The organism is Streptomyces sp. NBC_01334, from assembly GCF_035983595.1.
In the GTDB taxonomy this organism is placed as follows: domain Bacteria; phylum Actinomycetota; class Actinomycetes; order Streptomycetales; family Streptomycetaceae; genus Streptomyces; species Streptomyces coriariae.
The window spans coordinates 447677-465480 of sequence record NZ_CP130719.1; the positions used below are offsets into that span (position 1 = coordinate 447677).

The 17804-nt window shown below is 69.3% G+C and carries 13 protein-coding genes; 4 read left to right on the forward strand and 9 right to left on the reverse strand.

The genetic code is table 11. The features are described from left to right. Positions 1-11: 11 nt before the first annotated feature. A complete protein-coding gene (locus OG736_RS46645; RefSeq protein ID WP_327188238.1) occupies positions 12-1694 on the reverse strand; it encodes a hypothetical protein in 1683 nt (560 codons plus the stop codon). A 238-nt stretch (positions 1695-1932) separates the two neighbouring features. On the opposite strand from OG736_RS46645, the gene OG736_RS46650 reads away from it, so the two are divergent. Further along, on the forward strand, positions 1933-2256 hold the full coding sequence (locus OG736_RS46650; RefSeq protein WP_327188239.1) for a WhiB family transcriptional regulator: 324 nt from the start codon (positions 1933-1935) through the stop codon (positions 2254-2256). A gap of 645 nt (positions 2257-2901) precedes the next feature. Here OG736_RS46650 and OG736_RS46655 read toward each other — a convergent pair. The 4 genes from OG736_RS46655 to OG736_RS46670 all read right to left on the reverse strand — a co-directional run bounded on the left by OG736_RS46655 (position 2902) and on the right by OG736_RS46670 (position 6486). Further along, positions 2902-4455: a nuclease-related domain-containing protein gene (locus tag OG736_RS46655; protein ID WP_327188240.1), complete on the reverse strand. Its 1554-nt coding sequence runs from the start codon at positions 4453-4455 to the stop codon at positions 2902-2904. Between the two features lie 379 nt (positions 4456-4834). Then, the gene (locus OG736_RS46660) at positions 4835-5734 is read right to left on the reverse strand and encodes a hypothetical protein (RefSeq protein WP_327188241.1); all 900 of its coding nucleotides are present in this window, start codon (positions 5732-5734) and stop codon (positions 4835-4837) included. A gap of 81 nt (positions 5735-5815) precedes the next feature. Further along, a complete protein-coding gene (locus tag OG736_RS46665; protein WP_327188242.1) occupies positions 5816-6214 on the reverse strand; it encodes a PIN domain-containing protein in 399 nt (132 codons plus the stop codon). Then, positions 6214-6486, reverse strand: coding sequence for a hypothetical protein (locus OG736_RS46670; protein WP_327188243.1), 273 nt, complete (start codon positions 6484-6486; stop codon positions 6214-6216). The genes OG736_RS46665 and OG736_RS46670 overlap by 1 nt, the downstream gene beginning before the upstream one ends. Positions 6487-6685: 199 nt before the next feature. Between OG736_RS46670 and OG736_RS46675 the strand changes: the two genes are divergently transcribed. After that, positions 6686-7111 carry a hypothetical protein gene (locus OG736_RS46675; protein ID WP_327188244.1) on the forward strand — a complete coding sequence of 142 codons (426 nt, stop codon included), beginning with the start codon at positions 6686-6688 and terminating at the stop codon, positions 7109-7111. On the opposite strand, the gene OG736_RS46680 is transcribed toward OG736_RS46675, so the two are convergent. Next, positions 7091-7923, reverse strand: a protein-coding gene (locus OG736_RS46680) for an IS5 family transposase (protein WP_442817234.1) whose coding sequence is annotated in 2 segments (ribosomal slippage) — positions 7091-7587 and positions 7587-7923 — 834 coding nt in all. Because the reading frame shifts where the segments join, the coding sequence is not laid out codon by codon here. The two genes, OG736_RS46675 and OG736_RS46680, sit on opposite strands and share 21 nt — an antisense overlap. Positions 7924-8301: 378 nt before the next feature. Beyond that, the gene (locus tag OG736_RS46685; RefSeq protein ID WP_327188331.1) at positions 8302-8757 is read right to left on the reverse strand and encodes an 8-oxoguanine DNA glycosylase OGG fold protein; all 456 of its coding nucleotides are present in this window, start codon (positions 8755-8757) and stop codon (positions 8302-8304) included. Positions 8758-8960: 203 nt separating this feature from the next. Between OG736_RS46685 and OG736_RS46690 the strand changes: the two genes are divergently transcribed. Continuing rightward, positions 8961-9671 carry a hypothetical protein gene (locus OG736_RS46690; protein WP_327188245.1) on the forward strand — a complete coding sequence of 237 codons (711 nt, stop codon included), beginning with the start codon at positions 8961-8963 and terminating at the stop codon, positions 9669-9671. A 519-nt stretch (positions 9672-10190) separates the two neighbouring features. Beyond that, positions 10191-10802: a hypothetical protein gene (locus OG736_RS46695; RefSeq protein ID WP_327188246.1), complete on the forward strand. Its 612-nt coding sequence runs from the start codon at positions 10191-10193 to the stop codon at positions 10800-10802. Positions 10803-11642: 840 nt separating this feature from the next. On the opposite strand, the gene OG736_RS46700 is transcribed toward OG736_RS46695, so the two are convergent. Both OG736_RS46700 and OG736_RS46705 read right to left on the reverse strand, forming a co-directional pair. Next, positions 11643-13394: a D-glucuronyl C5-epimerase family protein gene (locus tag OG736_RS46700; RefSeq protein ID WP_327188247.1), complete on the reverse strand. Its 1752-nt coding sequence runs from the start codon at positions 13392-13394 to the stop codon at positions 11643-11645. Between the two features lie 113 nt (positions 13395-13507). After that, positions 13508-17722, reverse strand: coding sequence for an FG-GAP-like repeat-containing protein (locus OG736_RS46705; RefSeq protein ID WP_327188248.1), 4215 nt, complete (start codon positions 17720-17722; stop codon positions 13508-13510). Positions 17723-17804: the final 82 nt, after the last annotated feature.

Consider the following 17804-nt stretch of genomic DNA (forward strand, 5'->3'; position numbering starts at 1 on the left):
TGCCGTACGGGTCAGTGTGGTTCACGGTAGCCGGGCAGTCCCAGCGGCACGGGAGTCATCCCGGAGCCGCTCGGGGAGTTTTGCAGTACCAGCCGGAACCGCCCGCCGCCGACGGGCCGCACACCGACCTCGACGCCGTCACTGCGTCCGGCGGTGAGCGCGGCCAGAGCTGGCCCGCGGCTGTCCGCTGCGACGGCGGCCTCCGGGTGGGAGACGAACACCGGGCCGAGCTCCAGGCGCCGCCCGGCGATCTGCACGGCGAACGCCCCGCACGGCAGGTGCAGGGGCTGCACCTCGCCAGCGAGCAGGGCGCGCGTGGCGGGGGTGTCCCGGCCGTTGAGGGTGAGACGCACTTCCGGCAGGAAGGGGCAGATCACGCAGTGCCCGTCGGCGAGGAGACGCGCGACGCGCAGGGCGATCCGCTCTTCGTGGGTGAGTTCGTCGGGGACGGGGAAGTACTGCTCGCTGTGGCGCTGCACCACCTCCAGATCCTCGAGGAACAGCTGCAGCTGTGGGAAGTCGCGGTACTCGGCCTCGGGCGAGGGCGGGATCTCACCGCCGCCGACGGCGCCCGCGCCCGTACGCACCTCGAAGGTCCCGCCGGCCGCGATGCGCCGGTGCAGGCGCAGCGCCCGCAGGGCGGCCGCCGGCTCCAGCCCCTCCAGCGAGAACGAGAACGTCAACGACGGCGCGGCCTGCGGATTCTCAGGTATCAGCAGCTGAAGCCGGCCGCCCGCCAGCTCCATCCGCACCGACCGGCCGACGCTGCCGAGCCCCAGGTGCTTCAGCGTGCCGGGGTAGGAGGCGGTGATCTGATCGCCGTCCAGGAACACCATGTCGGCCTCCACCCCGGCGAGCGGGCCCGCTTCCGCCGGACCCCACCGCACCTCGGCGTTCTCCAGCTCCCGGCCCAGGAACTCCGGCCCGGTGACCGTCACCTTCTCCACCGCCCCGCGCGGCAGCACCACCTTCTCGTCCAGCCCGTACCCCAGGCTGCGCCGCACCGCCTCGGACTGCTCCGGCGCCAGGGGCCCGATCCCGGTCAGCGTGAACACGACGGGCGAGACCTCATGGGCCCGCGGATGCTTGCCCCGCAGCGTGTGCACCACCGTGTCGCCCTGCCGCGCGGAATCGATGGTCCAGTGGTCGTCCAGACCGTCGGCCTGACCGCCCAGCGCCCGCACCCGGGCGCTCACATCGTCCACACCGCCCATGAGCAGCGCCCGCTCCTGCCCGTACACCTTCGCCGCCTCGAACAGCTGGTCCCGGGTGAACGACGCCTCCAGGTCCGCGTGCACCGCCAGCAGATCATCCAGCTTCGCCCGGTCCCACACCTCCACCTCGACCGCCAGCCCGTCCGCCAGCGACAGCACGAACGCCCGCTCCGCTGGCGTCAGCACACACGGCACCACCAGCACCCACTCCTGCGGCGCACCCCTCATGGCCCGCGCGAACGACTCCCTGATCGACCCCCGCCGCCCCTTGTGCGACGTGGTCGGGAAACCGTCCGGGTAGTACTTCAGCTGGAACACCCGTACCCGGGAACCCCGGGTGACCTTGATGTCGATCCCGTTGTCCCCGCCGCGTCCGTTGACCGCCTCCACCCGCGCGGCCGCGTCGTACACGCGGTGCACCACGGCCTCGACGATCCGGTCGAATCCCGGTTGTCCGATCCGCTCCCACTCAACCGCCACGACTGCTCCCGCCCGCGATGCCCACGCAGACGATGGTCCCACCCGGCACCGACAACCACCCGAGACGCCGTGTACCGCGCAGGTAGCGGACCGCTCCCCTCCTCTCCCGTCAACAGGCAAATCACTTGCAGGAGTTGTCCGGTCGCGCGATGTCTCCCCTCCTGTGCGCGTGGCGTACGGTCGGCGCATCCCCCATGTGCGCGGGAGGGGGAGCGACACAGGGGAGGGGCCCACCGGCATGAACTGGAGCGAGGACGACTGGGATACGCGGGCGAAGTGCCGCACGGCCGACCCCGACGAGCTCTTCGTCGAGGGCGCTGCCCAGAACAGGGCGAAAGCTGTCTGCGGCGGCTGTCCCGTGCGCACGGAATGCCTGGCTCACGCCCTCGACAACCGGATCGAGCACGGCATCTGGGGAGGCATGACAGAACGGGAGAGGCGCAGCCTTCTGCGGCGGCGGCCGACCGTGACCTCCTGGCGCGACCTGCTGGAGACCGCCCGTGATGCGCACCAGCGGCCAGCGGGACCCGACCGTACCGCTGACTGGCCCCGGACCGGCTGAACAGACACGCAGCAGGCCCGCCGGGAAGCGCCCGCATCCCACCCGGCCGTGCTGTCCTGCCCCGCACTGACGGCCCTGCGCACGGAGCGGGTCGCTGAGCCTCGGGCGTACGGGCCCGGGGCCGTCTGGCCCGGCAGCCGGTCTTTACCCATGAGTCCGCTCACCGGCTCGCCTGGTGGCGCGACTACCGCCACCAGGCGAACGGCCCCGGTGCTCATTCACCTGTCGGCGAGCGGGCGGCGAGGCGTGCCGTACACCTGCAGGGCACCGCGCTCTCGACCGACAAGGTCGTCCAGGAGAACGCCGGCACCCGCCTGGTGTGCGGGAGGACTCGGGTGTCGTTGGTCGGTGATGTCCCGCTGGGCGCAGCCGTCGGCCACTGTGCCGGAGAGACCTTTCGTGTTCCGTCACCGCCGTGCGGTGTGCTGGTTCACAGTGCGCAGCCGGGCCTGCTGTTATCTAGGGTCAGAGGGCGCTGCGCGCAGGTCAGACCGGATGCCTCGACGTCAGGCAAGTGAGGCAGGTGCGACTTCGGAAACGGTTCGGTCGAACCGTTCTCGGGACGGACTTCAACACCTTGGCACCGCGTCCAGGAAGTGGTTCGGTCGAAACACTTTCGGGACATCCGTTCGGCGCTGAGACCGATCATGCTCGGTGCTCGGTGCTCGGTGCTCGGTGCTCGGGGCCGTTGCCGGGCTCGGCGGTAGCGGCGTCCTGGGCTCGCGGCCGGGCGAACGGGATTGCGGACCAGCCCTGCTCCAGGACGGCGTTGTGCTCCAGGAACTCGTACTCGGGGAACAGCTGGCGCAGGTCCGCCACACCGGCGTCATCGGCCGCGCAGAGGAGCTTGGCCAGGCTGGTGCTGGTGATGGTGACCGCGTCCTCCAGCTCGGCGATGGAGGTGACCATCACGGGGATGTCGGTGTCGGGCATGGCCACGCGGTGCGCGGGGGTGTTGATCTGGTGAAACGGCTCTGCGGTCACCACCATCCCGATCATCCGGCGGTCGGCCGGGATGTCGGCAAGCTCCGGGTGCTTGCCGGAGCGCAGAAGGTTCACCGACCGGTTGATCTGCTCGAACGCCTTCGTGAACTGTTTGGCGAGGAGGGTGGTGAAGTCCGGCCCGCCGAGCCGCAGTTGCTCGCCCGGGCGGGTCGACTTCACCTCGACCAGCAGGACCAGGTCGGGGAAGACGACGAAGAAGTCGATCGTCTTCTTCTTGTCCTTCTTGGAGAGCTTGACCAGGATCTCGGGGTGGACCTCGGCGTCGGGCAGCAGGTCGAGCTGGCGGCCGACGTAACGCTCGAAGAGTCTGCCGACGTCGTTGGTGAACGCCTTGCCCCACTCCGATTTGTTGTCGCCCCCGGTGTAGTAGAGGCCGAGAGGGGTCGCCTTGCCCAGTACAGCGGCCGGCACCGGGACAAGGTAGCCGCCCGGGACACCGCCGACCAGCGGGCGGGACCGGAGCGGGTTGTGGGTGTAGCGGCGCAGGAGCGGGTCGTTGTCGGCGGGGAAGGCTGCGCGGAGCTTGTTCTTGGTGGTGACGAAGTGCCGGTTCAGCACCGCCCTGACCTGAGCGGGGGAGCGGAGCCCGTCGAACTGGTCGTACTCCGCGGCGGGGTACCAGTCCAGGGCGAACCGGCCGCGGCGGCGCGGATTGGGGTGGGTGGTGGCGCAGGCCCAGACGAGGTGGACGATGCCGAGATAGTCCGCCAGGGAGCAGCCGAGCAGGTCGTGGTCCCAACCCGGGAGGATCGCCTCCAGCGGGTCGTCCGCATCGTCTGGGTAGGGGGTCTGATCCAGCAGAGCCATGGAGCGGCTCAGCTGTGCGTAGGCGTCCTCCTGCCACGGGCCCTGGTGGTGGATGGTCCGCTGCAGATACCCCTCCCAGCGCTTCATGCCTGCCGGTTCCTGGGTGACCGGGTCGTCTAGAGCCAGGTACAGGTCGAGGACCTGACGGAGGTCCGAGCTGGTCGCGCCGGGGCGGCCGTCCCGGCCCCGAGCCAGAGAGACCCAGGCCGCGTCGAGCAGGGCCCACGGCACGTACAGGCTGAGGCCCTGGGCGGTCAGGTCGCGGACGGGCGGGAGGCTGGCGCTGGTGGCCGCGATCAACTGCGTCAGCGAGTTCGGGTCGTGACGTAGGACCCGCTCGAAGTATTCGGTCTCCGGAACGGGGTAAGGAGAGAGGGCTGTCCGCATACCTGAGGATATTCCGCCTCTACCGAGCGGGTGCGCGACGGGTTTTCCCGCACCGGGCGCCTGGGTCCCTGCGCCGCTCGCTGGATGATCGTGCGCCGGGTGGCGATGGTGGGCGCGGACCGCGAGGAGCGGGTGCTCGGCTACCGGCCTCGGTACTGGAAGGGACTCATATTTAACCGTCGCCGGTTCACCGTGGACCGCAGCCTGCTGGGACCGTATGTGATCCCCAACGGCCTATCGGCTCCAGGTCCCTCCGCCCTCGGGAGCAAGGTGGGTTGTAGTGACGGGTCTTGTTTTGCCCGGTGCTCCTCGCGCCGCTGGTGGGTGAAGGGCGGCGGGCGTGTGCGCAGCGGCCCGGCACGGTAGGGAGCGCCCGGGGTCAGGGCCAGGCAGCGGCCGCAGGGGTGCCGTCCGGCACGGGGACCTCGGCCAGCGAACGTGCCAGCGGCGTGCCGTCGGGGCCGGTGACCTCAAAACGCCAGTCGCCGTCGGGGGTTTGATGCCGGGGCAATGAGCGGACTGCGTCCACAAGGGCTGCTACCCGCGGGTGCGGAATGTCCCGGGAGCGTCCAGAAGGTAGGTGGTCGGCGAGCAGGGACACGGTGAGGGCGGCCACGTTGCCGCCCCGGCGCCGGTGGCCGGCCGCCTCGTGCGTCATCACCGGGTGGTCGAGTACCGTGCTGCTCGCCGCGAGCGGCGCGAGCGTGTAGTGCAGGTCTGCGGAGGCGACTTCGATGGTCACAGTGAAGGCGTCGTGTCCGTACCCGTCCCTCCGGTCGTCCGCGGGGTCGCAGGCGAGCCGGGTGACGACCGGGCCCGGGTGCAGGGCAGCGACGGGAGGGTACTGCCCGGCGGTGGTGTCGACCAGGTGGCCCGCGTCCGGCAGCCAGAGCACGGTGTGTCCGTCCAGCAGGCCGTTGCGCCAGCACGGCTGTCGGGTGCCGAAGACCTGGCCCAGCCCGGTGGCACGATCGGCCACGGTCAGTTCCGCAGCCCTCACCTGGGAGGCGAGACCCAGCTGGGCGTAGGCGTGCGCGAGGATCACACAGTCGTCCGCGCACCGCTCGGCAGGGACCTGCCCGGCGGTCAGCAGGGCCAGGAACCAGGCGGGCACAGCCGTCACCAACAGGGGATCGGACGGGTCCCCGGCCTTGATGAGCTCGCCGACAAAGGCCTGCGCACGCGCGACCGGCGAGAGGTCGGCTCGGCGCGGATCCCCCGGCCGGCCGGACGGACGGGGACGCCGGGAAGCGGGCTTGCGGCGGCGTGACTTCGGCACCCGCCCCACGGTAGAGGCTCCCGCCCGGGCCCCGGGTCACATAGGCGGGGGAGGAACCCGAAGGGGGGAGGACGTGGGCGGTTACTGGCCGGGGTGGACGGCCTGCACGCCGGTGCCCGCGTACGCCTTGGGCGTCAGCGTGAGCAGAAACCGCCCGGCCGGATGGGCGGCCGAGGGCCGGGAAGCGTGGATGGCGTGGACGGCGGCCCAGGAGTGCCCGAACCGCAGCAGTCCGGTGGCGGTGACCGCGGCGTCGGTGTCGAACGCCTCGATCCGGATGAACCGCAGCCCCTTGATATAGCTGAGCAGCCCGGGCCGCTCCGCGTCACCGGCCGTCAGCGACAGCACCGGCGCGGACAGATCCCCGAGCCCGCCGGACGCCTGCACGTAGAACGCGGCGACCGCCTCGTTGAACGGATCCTTCGGGTCATACAGCGCCGTGGCGGTCGTGTGGTCCAGAACGACCGAGATCGCCGCCACTACGCGGCCGTCTGCGAGCCGTGCTGCGCCCCGGCCAGGCGCTCCAGCAGCGCGCGGGCCTTCGCCTCGGCCTCCGCGCTGGGCGCCTGCCCCAGCGCGGAGGAGAGCTCCGCGCGGGCCAGCTCGGCACGCTCGGCGTACTCGGCCCTGGTCGGCGTGTCCTGCGCCAGCTCCTCCACCAGGTTCCGGATCGTCGTGCCGTGCTCGGCGGCCAGCTGCGCCAGCCGGTCCCGCGCCGCCGCGCTCACCTTGATGCTCGTCTCGTCCGCCATAACCCGACTCTACCGCGTTCCTCTACCACCGGTAGAGGAACGGTGGATGCCGGTGTACCCCATCGGCCCCCATGCGTGCCCGAGAAAGGACAACATCCCTCCCCGCCTTCGTACGATGCCGCGCCTTCCCCTAGGCCCTGTCGTCAAAATGTGATCAGCTTTCGGTCCCGCTCTGAAAGGCCACGATCATCATGGGTTGATGAGTAGATACACAGAGGTCATCGTCCTGGCGCGAAGGGCTGAAGAGGTCATGGAACCCCTGACTCGCCCCGACGAGGGCCGGGCCTGGCATCAGTGCTTCACATGTGTGGACGACGGCATGTTCGACGGGTCACGTATGCCGTCCGAAGAGTGTTACGCGTGGGTCATCCAGTTCATCCGCCACAATTGGGGTGGGTTGCTGAGCCACCTGGAGTCTCTGGCATGGCCGGATCCGCACTCCGTTCAAGTCCTCGTTCGCGACGAGGACGACGACTGCTTCGGCCTGTGGATGATCTATGACGGCAAACTGGTTGAGGTATCGCTGCCGCGCACCGAACGAGAACCGTTCTCAGCGTCCGTGACCGGAGTCCTTTCTCGAACGGACCGTTGCACCGGAGAGCTCTCACGCCCACATCAGAAGTGACGCGAGGGTGACGGCTGCTCGGTAGGACTCAGCGGTCTTGTCATAGCGGGTGGCGATCCCTCGCCACTGCTTCAAGCGATTGAAGCACCGTTCCACCACGTTGCGCCGCTTGTAGAGCTGCTTGTCGAAAGCCGGCGGCCGTCCACCGCGGCTGCCGCGCCGTAGCCGGTTGCGCACCTGGTCGGCCCGCTCCGGGATGGTGTGGCAGACGCCCCGCAGCCTAAGCCAAGTCCGGATGGCCTTCGAGCTGTAGCCCTTGTCGCCCAAGACGTGATCGGGCCGGCTCCGTGGCCGTCCCGGGCCCATCCGAGGTACTCGGATCGCCTCCATGACGGCGGTGAACTGGGTGCAGTCGTTGGTGTTCCCACCCGTCAGGCCGAAGGCGAGCGGGCGGCCGACCGCGTCGCAGGCAAGGTGAATCTTGCTGGTCAGGCCGCCCCGGGACCGGCCGAGTGCCGTGCTGCGGAGCCCCTTTTTCGCGCCCCGGCGGCGTGCTGGTGAGCCCGAACGATCGTGGAGTCAACCGACACGAGCCACTCGATGTCTCCGGCCGCGTCCACCGTCGCCTGTGCGGCACGAAGCATTCGATCGAACGTGCCGTCCGCCGCCCACCGGCGGAAACGGGTGTGGAGCGTGGCCCATGGTCCGTACCGCTCGGGCACGTCCCGCCAGGCGACCCCGGACCGGAACTTCCATACGATCCCGTTCAGGACCATACGGTCGTCCAATCGTGGCCGTCCCCGCGCGGGGCGGGGCAGCAGCGGGTGTATCAGATCCCATTCGGCATCGGACAGTTCATGGCGATGTGTCACCTCACCATGATCCACAATCCAAGATCACTTTGACGACAGGCCCTAGGCCGGACCTCACCCACCGACTGGGGGACCGGCACCGGGCCACCGGTCCCGGCTTTGCAGCCTCGGCACCACCGCGCAGCCGTCCGTGCGCCCGACGGCCCGGCCGCCGGCAGGCGGCAGGCGGGCTGCTGCTGTGATCGCCACAGCGCCCCCCGGACAGCCCCGTGGCTTCCCGGGGTCACCACAGCCGCGAGCGGCCGGCGCCGAGCCCGAGGATGCGACCGCCACCCTGCAGCGCTGTCGACGGGCAGTCCCGGCATCCGGTGCAGATACACGAAGCCGCGCGCCACGTTGTACCTCACCCCAGGTCGTACCGGCAGGAACTGTGGCACGTCAGCCGGATGCCTCCCAAGCAGCGTTGAACAATGCGCATTCGAGCAGGTCAGGTGATGCGCCGGATGGCCAACCCTCATCTGCAGCCAGCTGGTTGGCGGCGGCGTGCATGAAGGAGAGGTAGACCTGGTAGCGGTGGGGCGACCAGTTCCCGTCCGACCAGACCCAGGCGGCGACCGAGCCGTCCACATCGTGGCCGCTCTCGCGGCCGACCGCGGCGGCCATCCACCTCAGGCGTCTGGACAGCACCCGATCGAGGATGAGCGGCCGCACGCCGTGGACGGGCGGCAGCGCGATGCCGGTGAAGTAGAGGAACTTGGTGAAGCAGGCTGGCCCGAGCCCGGGAACCTGCCCCTGGAGCGCGGCGTACGCCTGTCGTGCACCGTGCTCGCGCAGTGCGGTGACCGCGGTGGCCAGTGCCGAGTCCAGGCCGTCGAAGGCCAGGATCTTGTGCAGGGTGGCCGGGCCGCTGCCGCCGCATCCCTGACCCCGGCGCCGACCCCGCCCACCAAGAGGAACACCACCGCTACCTCGCCCTCCGCAAGGTCCGCCACACCATCCTGCGCCTTATCGGCGACCACTACCGACGCCCTCAGGAAACCCAGCACTCATGGCAGGGCTGCGACCTCGACCTCACGGGCGTCACCGTCGACGGCGACTTGAACTTCAATGGCGCGACGCTCGCGGGCGGCACGGTGTCCTTCGACGGAGCGGTGTTCAGCGGCGGCGCGGTGTCCTTCGACGGAGCGGTGTTCAACGACGGCGCGGTGTCCTTCGACGGAGCGGTGTTCAAGGGCGGCGCGGTGTCCTTCGACAGGGCGGCGTTCTGCGGCAGCGCGGTGTCCTTCAACAGGGCGGAGTTCTCCGCTGGCGCGGTGTCCTTCAGGGGCGCGAAGTGCTGGGACGGCGAGATGTCCTTCAGCGACGCGGTGTTCTCCGCTGGCACGGTGTCCTTCGCCGACGCAGTCTTCTCTTGCGACAAAAGGCCCTTCGGCGGCATCAAGGTGTCCTTCGGCGGCGCGGTGTTCTCTGGCGGCGAGGTGTCCTTCCACAGCGCGGAGTTTTCCCACGGCAGGGAGTCTTTCGGCGGTGCGGTGTTCTCCGGCGGCGCGGTGTCCTTCAGCCACGCGGTGTTTCACGGCGGAAGGGAGTTGTTCCGTCACGCGGTGTTCTCTGGCGGCGAGGTGTCCTTCCACAGCGCGGAGTTTTCCCGCGGCAGGGAGCCTTTCGGCGGCGCCGTGTTCTCCGGCGGCACGGTGTCCTTCAATGAGGCGAGGGGCCCAGCTCCCGATGGGCTTCTCGTTGCTGTTGGCACACCAGTTCCTGCGACCGTCACCCTGCCCTTGATCTGGTTGTCCCCAAATCCGTAACACGGGGGAGGTGGGGCGACGCCTCCGACTCGTGACGTGGTGGATGTCGGCCGCAGCGACGAAAGGCATGCTGAGCAGCTTTGGGGCAGCCAGCAACCCCCCGGGGTGGTCAAGTGAAACGCGCGTAATCAGTCAGAGCCCTTGGGACCGCCGCCGACGGCGCGGAAACCGGCGGCTGACGGGCGACGCCGGCCGCATCCGATGGCCGGCCGGTACGGCGCGGGTCGTCCCGCGTCCCGGAACGGCATCCCAGGCCTCCTTGTTCGCGCAGGTCAATGCAGGTGGGACGGTCCCGCTGTCCCGGGTACGGGGGCAGCTGTTGCCGGGGGTCCGCGGCGTCCTGGAATCTGTGGATGTCGCACCGGCCGAGGCGGCACGACCGCCCGGCACGACGACCACCGCCCTGCGCTTGTGCACCGGGACACCCCTGTGCCCGGGCGGCGTGCGGCGCCTTGCACCACCCGCCGCCCCACGACGCAGGAAACACCTTCGCTCTGAACCTGAGAAGGAAGCCACCACATGAACAGGAACACTCCCGCACGCCGTCGTCCGGCCCGCCGCGTGGCCGTCGCCGCCGGCCTCGTCCTGGCCCTCGGGCTCGGTGCGGCGGCGCAGGCCTCCGCCGCTCCGCACACCGCCGGCGCCCCGGTCAGTGCTTCTGCCCCGTCCACCGCGCTGTCCGACTCGGGCGCGCCGCTGTCCGGCCGCCAGATGGTCCGGGTGCTGAAGTCCCTGCTGCCCAAGGGCGCGAAGATCTCCGACGAGCAGAGCCAGGAAGGCTACGCCGCCCTGGTCTGGGACGACGGCCGCGGAAAGAGCATGATCGGGGTGAATGCCCAGCACGACATGGGCGACGTCATGGACGGGCTCATGGGCTGCGAGGGCGAGTACATCGCGTGCCAGGCCCTGACCCTGGCCGACGGCACCCAGGTGAAGCGGGCCAAGCGGGCATCGGAGAAGGGCGGCTCCGCCGTGGTGTGGCTGGTCGACACCCTCCACCCCGACGGCCGCCGGGTCATCGTCCAGGAAGTGAACTCCTACGCCGAGGGCGGCCCGGTGACGCGGCCGAAGCCCCCGCTCACGCTCGACCGCCTGCAGACCATCGCGCTCGACTCCCGCTGGGCGGGCTGACCGGATCGCTGCTCGCACGCGGTGTGCTCCCACGCCATCGCAGAAGGGGCGCTCGACCGTTGCTTCGCCGCAGGTGCCTGTGGCGAGAGCGACGGCATCACCAAGTGCGGGAAGCGGTGCGTGAGCTGACGTGTCCCGGCGCAGGTGCACCGAAGCGTTGCTCCGCCGTGTGAGCGCAGCCTGCAGGGCCGCCGTCCGTCCCACGTGGGACGGACGGCGGCCCTGCAGGCATGTGTCGCAGCGGACATCGCCCCGACCCCGTCGGCTTCCCGATTCCCGTCAGCCACATCACAGCCCCAGCTCCGACACCGCCTACGAACTGCGCTCCGCCGCCGTCCCCTACGGCGGCTGCACCGAACCCAGCAACGTCAAAGCCGCAGGCAGCTCCTGCCCCCGAACAGCACATCAACGAACTGCGCGCCGACCGCGAAACAGCCGAACCTCAGTCGAACAGGCCGAGATCTGCCAACTGCTGGCGCTGCGCATCCGGCAACGACGCCCGCCGACTGCGCATATTGCTGACCCCCAGGCGCACTTCGGTGCCGTCCTCCAGCCGCTCTCTGTGGGCCCGTGGGACGCACATACCCCGTATGCGCCTTTACCCGGCCGAACACTTCGCCACCGACCTGCGCGTCCTCGCCTCCAGTCACCGTTCGTCTGGTCCGTCGGGATCGTCTTCTTCCTGCTGATGATGCAACTGACGTTGACCAACGACGCAGCTGTCGAACTGATGTCGGAAGCCGGGACGATCGCCCCTATGGTTGGTGCTGCCATGGTGGCGGCAGGCATCGTGTGGGATCGCAAGAGGGGAACCGCAGCTGTGCTGGGAAGCGGGCGCCGTCACAGGCCGTCGGTGGTGACGTTGTTGTGCCAGACCCAGTAGCCGGTGAGTGTGCCGGCGCTGATGCGGAGCATGTTGCGGCCGTTGATGACGGCGCGCTGGTCGAAGGGGGCGTTGGAGGTGTGGTCCCACTGGACTGTCTTGGTGGTGCCGACGGCGCCGTCGGTGCCGTATTTGTAGACGTCGACGGGGGTGTTGGCGGGGAAGGTGAGGGTGCGGGCGGGGAGGTAGGTCTTGGTCCACCACTGGCCGCGCAGGAAGGCGGTGGTGTAGTTCTCGCCGACCCACCAGCCGGCATAGGCGCCGGCGCTGATGCGGTAGTAGACGCCGCGGCCGTGGATGCGGCGCCGCATGGTGGCGGGGGCGGAGGTGTCGCGGGTGAAGGTGACCTGCTGGGTGGCGGTCTGGGCGTCGTCCTTGGCGGGGTCGTAGGCGCCGGTGGCGGTGGTGGCGTACTGGTAGAGGGTGTAGGTGCCGGCGGCGAAGGCGACGGTGCCGCCGCTGGGCAGGTCGGTGGAGACCAGGCCGGGGTAGGGGTAGTCGTCCAGTAGCTGGTCCATGTCGCGGGCGAAGGAGTAGTGGCCGGAGAACCACTGCAGCTGCATGAACAGGTCGAGGTGATGGTGGTGGTAGGAGAGCGGGGCGATGCGGTGGGTGTTGCAGTAGAAGGAGAGCCAGCGGGTGTTGCGCAGCCGCGGGTAGTAGTTGGCGATCGTGGTCAGGCCGCCGTCCCACAGCTTGAGCGCGAGCTCGTTGTGGGTGTGCTGGTAGTAGTCCCACACACCGAACAGGGCGAAGATCATGCCGTTGAAGGTGTAGTCCGACGTGCCCGGCGCGTCGATGGGGTATTCCTGGATCCAGAAATAGCCCGCGCTGTCCTTGTTGACCACCCACGGTTTGGCGTCGTCGGCGCGCAGCAGTGAGGCGAACGCGCCGTCGGCCGCGGCCAGGTACTGGGTGCGTTCTTCCTCGGTGACGTCGGCGTCGGGGAGCTGGGCGAGCTGGATGAACAGGGATATCGCCTCGCCCTGGGCCATGCCGGAGTACCAGGGAGCGGTGTAGACGAGCCCGCCGTGCTCGTTGTGGGTGTAGTTGAAGGGGTAGGGGAAGTACCACGCGCCGCGGGTCTCGACCCGCCGGTCGATCTGGCGCTGGGCGTGAGCCTTGGCACGGGTGAGGAACCACGTGTCACCGGTGGTGCGGTAGGAGGCGAGGCAGCCCAGGCCGTACTGGATCTGCGTGACGGGTTGGTCGTAGAGCTTGCCGTCGCCGTTGATGAAGACGTCGGGGTCGTTGTAGAACATGCGGACGCCCTGGGCGTCCACGTAGGCGCCGGTGTCGCCCTTGGCGACCGGCCGGTTGCGCCACGGGCGCAGCTCCTCGGGGACGTCGACGATGGTGTAGCCGGCGGTGGCGAACTCGAACGGCAGCGTAGTGGGCACGTCGTCCGCGGCCGTCTGCGGGTCGACGGTGCCACCGGTGTAGGGGATCCGTCTGTTCGGGGGCGTGATCGTGCCGCTGGTGATCTGCTCCGGCGCGGGACCCAGCGTGGTCGTCGGTGCAGGGGTGCGCGGCAGGCTGAGCACCTGGGACATGGGGATCCCAGGAGACGGACTCGGCGTGGGGGCGGCGAGGATGTCGGCAGACGCGGCCGTTGCGCTGCCTCCTACGGCGAGCGCGCCGAGCGCGCTGCCGCCGGTGAGGCGTATGAACTGGCGGCGGCCGACGTCGGTGCGTCGTTGATCTGACACGTACAACTCCCATGAGAGAAGGGGGGATTACCGAAGGCGCGGGGAGCTCCGGGGCCGCCGCGAGGGCGCTGGTGTGCAGCGCTGGGCGGCCCCGGAGACAAACGCGGACTCGCTTACCAGCCGCTGCCGATCTGCTGGCGGGTGCTGAAGGCGGTGGCGGTACGGGGGTAGAGCCACAGGATGCGGGTGGCGTCGTCGCGGACGATGACGTCGGGGTTGCCGTCACCGTTGAAGTCGCCGATACCGGCGAAGGTGTAGCCGTTCCAGCCCGTGCCCAGCTGGGAGCGGGTGCCGAGGCCGGTGCTGCCGTTGCCGGGGTAGAGCCACAGGATGCCGGTGGCGTCGTCTCGGACGATGACGTCGGGGTAGGTGTCGGCGTTGAGGTCGGCGACGCCGGCGAAGGCGTAGCCGGTCCAGTCGGCGGTGCCCAGCTGCACAACCGATCCCAGGGAGGCGCCGGTCCCGGTGCCGGGGAACAGCTTCAGGCTGCCGTCGGGGTGCCGGGCGACCAGGTCGGGCTTGCTGTCGCGGTTGAAGTCCGGGGTACCGGCGAAGGTGTAGCCGCTCCAGCCGCTGGCGAAGTTGCTGACGGGGGTGAGCAGGTCATGCCCGGCATCACCAGGGAACAGCCGCAGGACACCGGAGGGAGTGCGGCCGACGAGGTCGGGAATGTTGTCCTTGTTGAAGTCGCCCATCCCGGCGAAGGCGTAGCCGTTGACGCCGGAGCCGATGTACAGCGCAGAGGTGGACCAGCCGCCGCCCCCGTTGCCGGGGTAGAGCCACAGACTGCCACCCGCGTCCGCGGCGACCAGGTCGACCTTGCCATCGCTGGTGTAGTCGCCGACACCGGCGAACGTGTACGGCGCGCTGGCCGTGGTGATGTTGCCCATGGTGCCGACCTGGGTGGCGCTCAGCGCCGCCCCGTTCCACACCTGCACGTCGGAGAGGTTGCCCTTGAAGAACGAGGCACGCGCATCGACGCTCAGGCTGTTACCCAGGGTGAACTTGCCGGTGAAACCGGCGATCGCGGTATGGGAGCCACGGGCCACCGGACGATCGTCCATGTACAGCGTCATAGCCTTAGACGTCACATCGTAGGAGGCCGTGATGCGGGTCCATTGGCCGATGATGGCGCTGCCGCCCGCGATGCAGTCGTAGCCGCGGGTGGCGTCCCCGGTGGCCAGACAGAACGCCCACTGCTTGTTCGACTGCGGGTAGAGCAGGAACCCGGAGTTGTGCACGCCGTCCTGGGAGGCGATGACCCCGCCCACGGCCGCAGGTTTGACCCACGCCGACACGGTCAGGGAACTCGACAGAGACAGCGCCGCGTTCGACGTCATCGCGCCGGTGGCGGTGCCGTCCAGGGCCAGGTTGGGGGAGAAGACGTCGTCGTCGGTGTCCCAGGTGGCACCCGTGCCGCTGCCGGTGAGGTTCAGGCCGGCGGAGGTGTCCGCGGCACTGGCCGCGCTGCCCTCGGTGCCGTCGCCGAGCGGCCAGGCATGGCCGGGGGCGATCAGTGTCTGCGCCGTCTGCGCGGTGAGGGTTCCGGCGGCGGCGTTGAAGATCCGTGCGGTGCTCGCGCCGTTGGAGGAGACGGTCCGCAGGTCCGGGGTGCCGTCACCGTTCAGGTCGGCGGCTTGCAGGATCGGCAGGGTGGCTGAGCTGTAGCCGCTGCCCGCGACCTGCACAGGGGTGACCGGGTTACCGAACGCGAGGTCTTGCAGTTGCTGCGGGGTGTAGTAGTACAGCGCGCCGGAGCTGTTGTGACGGGCGAAGAGCGCGGGCAGCCCGTCGATGAGGCTGCTGGTGACGCTCCAGCCAGTCCAGTCACCAGTGCCTGTGGGGTTCGCGCCCCCCAGGGCCACTGCATTGTCAACGCCGACGAAGCCACCAGGGAAGGTGGTGGCCGGTTCGTCATAAAGTTGTCCACCCACGATCAGCAGCAGATCGGGACGGCCGGTGGAGTCCTCTTCATTGAGGGTGTGGTAGAGGTTGCCGCCGCTGGCGATGCTGGCGGCTTTGTTCCCGGTGCCATCCGTGAAAGCGGTGTAATTGACGTTGACCTGGTCGCCGCTGTAGGGGCGTAGCGCTGAGCCGTTGCCGCCGCCGAACAGTACTGAGCCGCTGCCGGTGGTGGGGTTGTAGTCCAAGACGTCGTTGAAGCCGGCGCCACTGTTGAAGTGTCCGGCGATGGCCTGGGTGCCGTTCCAGTCCGCCGACGAGCCTGCGGAGTTGGCGCCGGTGCCTTGCGTGCCCAGGTTGGTGGCGCTGGTGGTGAGCTGTCCATCGGTCGTGCCGTGGGCCAGCCACAGTCCGCTGGACAGACCTGCCTGAGCGCCCACCGCGGTGAGGTCGGGGGTGCCGTCGCCGGTCAGGTCGCCGTCGATGGCGGTGGCCGCGGGGGAGGCGATGAGGATGCAGTTTGCGGTGTCGCCGATGTTGCCGCCGGCTGAGACCGCCGTGACGGTCAGCACGTTGGTGCCCCGGGTGGGGGTGATGCTGACAGCTGTGCTGGATCCGGTGCTGGCCAGGGAGACTGGGGTGGTGCCGTTCAGTTGGTAGAGGTAGCTGGCGGTGGTCCCGCCGGTGGCGTTGGGCGCCACGGTGAAGCTGGCAGGGATGCCGACCTGGTAGGAGGCCGGGCTGGCGTCGTCACCACACTCGTATGCGGAGGCGTCGGTGATGGCCGGGGAGCCTGGTCGGCTGGCATCGAACTGAAACTTGCAGGTCGCTGATACGGGTGAGGTAGAGGTGCCGTCGGAGGAGGTGACGTTCCACGTGACGCCCAGTGGCGAGCCTCCGGCCGCGGCCTCTAGCACGGTCTTCTTCAGGATATAGACGGCGTTCTTCCCCGATACGGTGGACACGGTGGGCTTGGCGATCTGCCCGCCGCCGCTGGTCTTGGTGACGTTGAAGGTGGTGGACAGGGTTCCGCCGTCGGGGTCGGAGACCTTCGCATAGAGGGTCACGTCGCCGTCACCGATGGTCTTGACGGTGCTGGTGCAGGTGGTGGCTGGCGAAGTGACCAGCGTCGAGGGCTTGTTGGGTCGGTGGTTGTATGTGGTGGACATTGAGAGGGTGGCGTGGTCGAACTTCTTCCAGCTGTATTTGTTGTTCGACTCCTCGTCGTCGGGGGCCTGCAGACCCAGCGTCAGGCTGCTCAAACTCGCAGCGTCGGCCACGTCTTGCATGTGGGAGGTGACGTCGAAGCCGAGGGACTGCGCCGGGCAGGAAGGGTCGTAGCCGTAGGCCACGGTTTTCGTGCCCCACTGGGCGGTTCGGGCCGGCTTGTTGGCCCAAGTGGTGGTGGAGCTGATCGGGCCGGTCCGCCACAGCTGTACCTCGGTCGCCGTGCACGAGGGAGCGTAGGTTTCCGTGGCGTAAAAGTGGGAGTCGATGACCGTCGCTCCGAAGAGCCGGCTGTCCACGGTGAACTTCGCGTACGCCCGTGAATCGTGGTATGGGGTCTCCCAGCCCTGGTAGCCCACGTGCATGCCGGTAGCGCTGGTGTCCTTCCAGAAACTGGTATTCGGAGCAGCGGAGTTGACCCAGGTCCAGCTGCTCACCGTGCCGCCCGCGGCACTGTAGGTGGGGTCGATGTAGACGGGATACACCGTGGAGGAGGCAGACAGCAGGCTCGCGTCAGGAGTCAGTCGGATGTTCCCTGAGGCGTAGGAGGCGGCGACCGGCGCGATGTGCGCGCCCGCGGCCGGTTCGTCGGTGTCCGAGGTGGCCGACCTGTTGGCGGACAGCGAACTTGGGGCGGCAGCCATGGTGGTGGCGGAGTCCCACATCGTGGGGGCCGGCGCGGAAAATACTGCGCGATGTGTGGCGTCCCGGGCCGCGATATTGCCCGCTGCGTCGACGGTGAGCGCCACGTTCTTCGTGCTGGCGGGGAACTCAAGCGTAGCCAGAGCCGGGTTGGCGGCTGCTTCGGCGTTCTTGACGACGAGGACCTCGGCGAAGCCGCCTTGGGCGTCGGCGGTGACCTTCAGGTCTACCCCGTCCAGGACATCAGCGTAGGTGGCGCTGGAGCCGTCCAGGGTGGGGGCAGGCAGCGTGCCGAGCGAGGCCGGAGCAGTTAGGGAGAGAGACCGGCTGTGGTCCTTCATTACTGCCAGCGGCCCGTCCCCGCCCCCGGACAGCGCCAGGTCCGTGGTGGTGAGCGCCGGGGAGATGGTGCCGTCGGAGCGCAGGGAGAGCGTGGCATTCAACGGTTTCCAGGCGCCAGAAGCGTACTTGCGTACCGGCGCCACCGACTGGGTCAAGGTGAAGGTGCCGTCCGGATTGGCCACTTCCGACTCCGTCGGCGTGGTCGCCGCCGCCACGGCTACCTCCTTGCCGGAGGACTGCGCTTTGCTCGAGGCCCGTGCCTCGTCTAGTGGCAACTGCGGTGATGAAGCCTCAGTT

What these genes read in the sequence shown, in the direction of transcription:
- OG736_RS46670 (WP_327188243.1), bottom strand. Translation starts at nt 6,486, where the DNA reads ATGGCGGACGAGACGAGCATCAAGGTGAGCGCGGCGGCGCGGGACCGG.
- OG736_RS46675 (WP_327188244.1), top strand. Translation starts at nt 6,686, where the DNA reads ATGAGTAGATACACAGAGGTCATCGTCCTGGCGCGAAGGGCTGAAGAG.
- OG736_RS46650 (WP_327188239.1), top strand. Translation starts at nt 1,933, where the DNA reads ATGAACTGGAGCGAGGACGACTGGGATACGCGGGCGAAGTGCCGCACG.
- OG736_RS46655 (WP_327188240.1), bottom strand. Translation starts at nt 4,455, where the DNA reads ATGCGGACAGCCCTCTCTCCTTACCCCGTTCCGGAGACCGAATACTTC.
- OG736_RS46695 (WP_327188246.1), top strand. Translation starts at nt 10,191, where the DNA reads ATGAACAGGAACACTCCCGCACGCCGTCGTCCGGCCCGCCGCGTGGCC.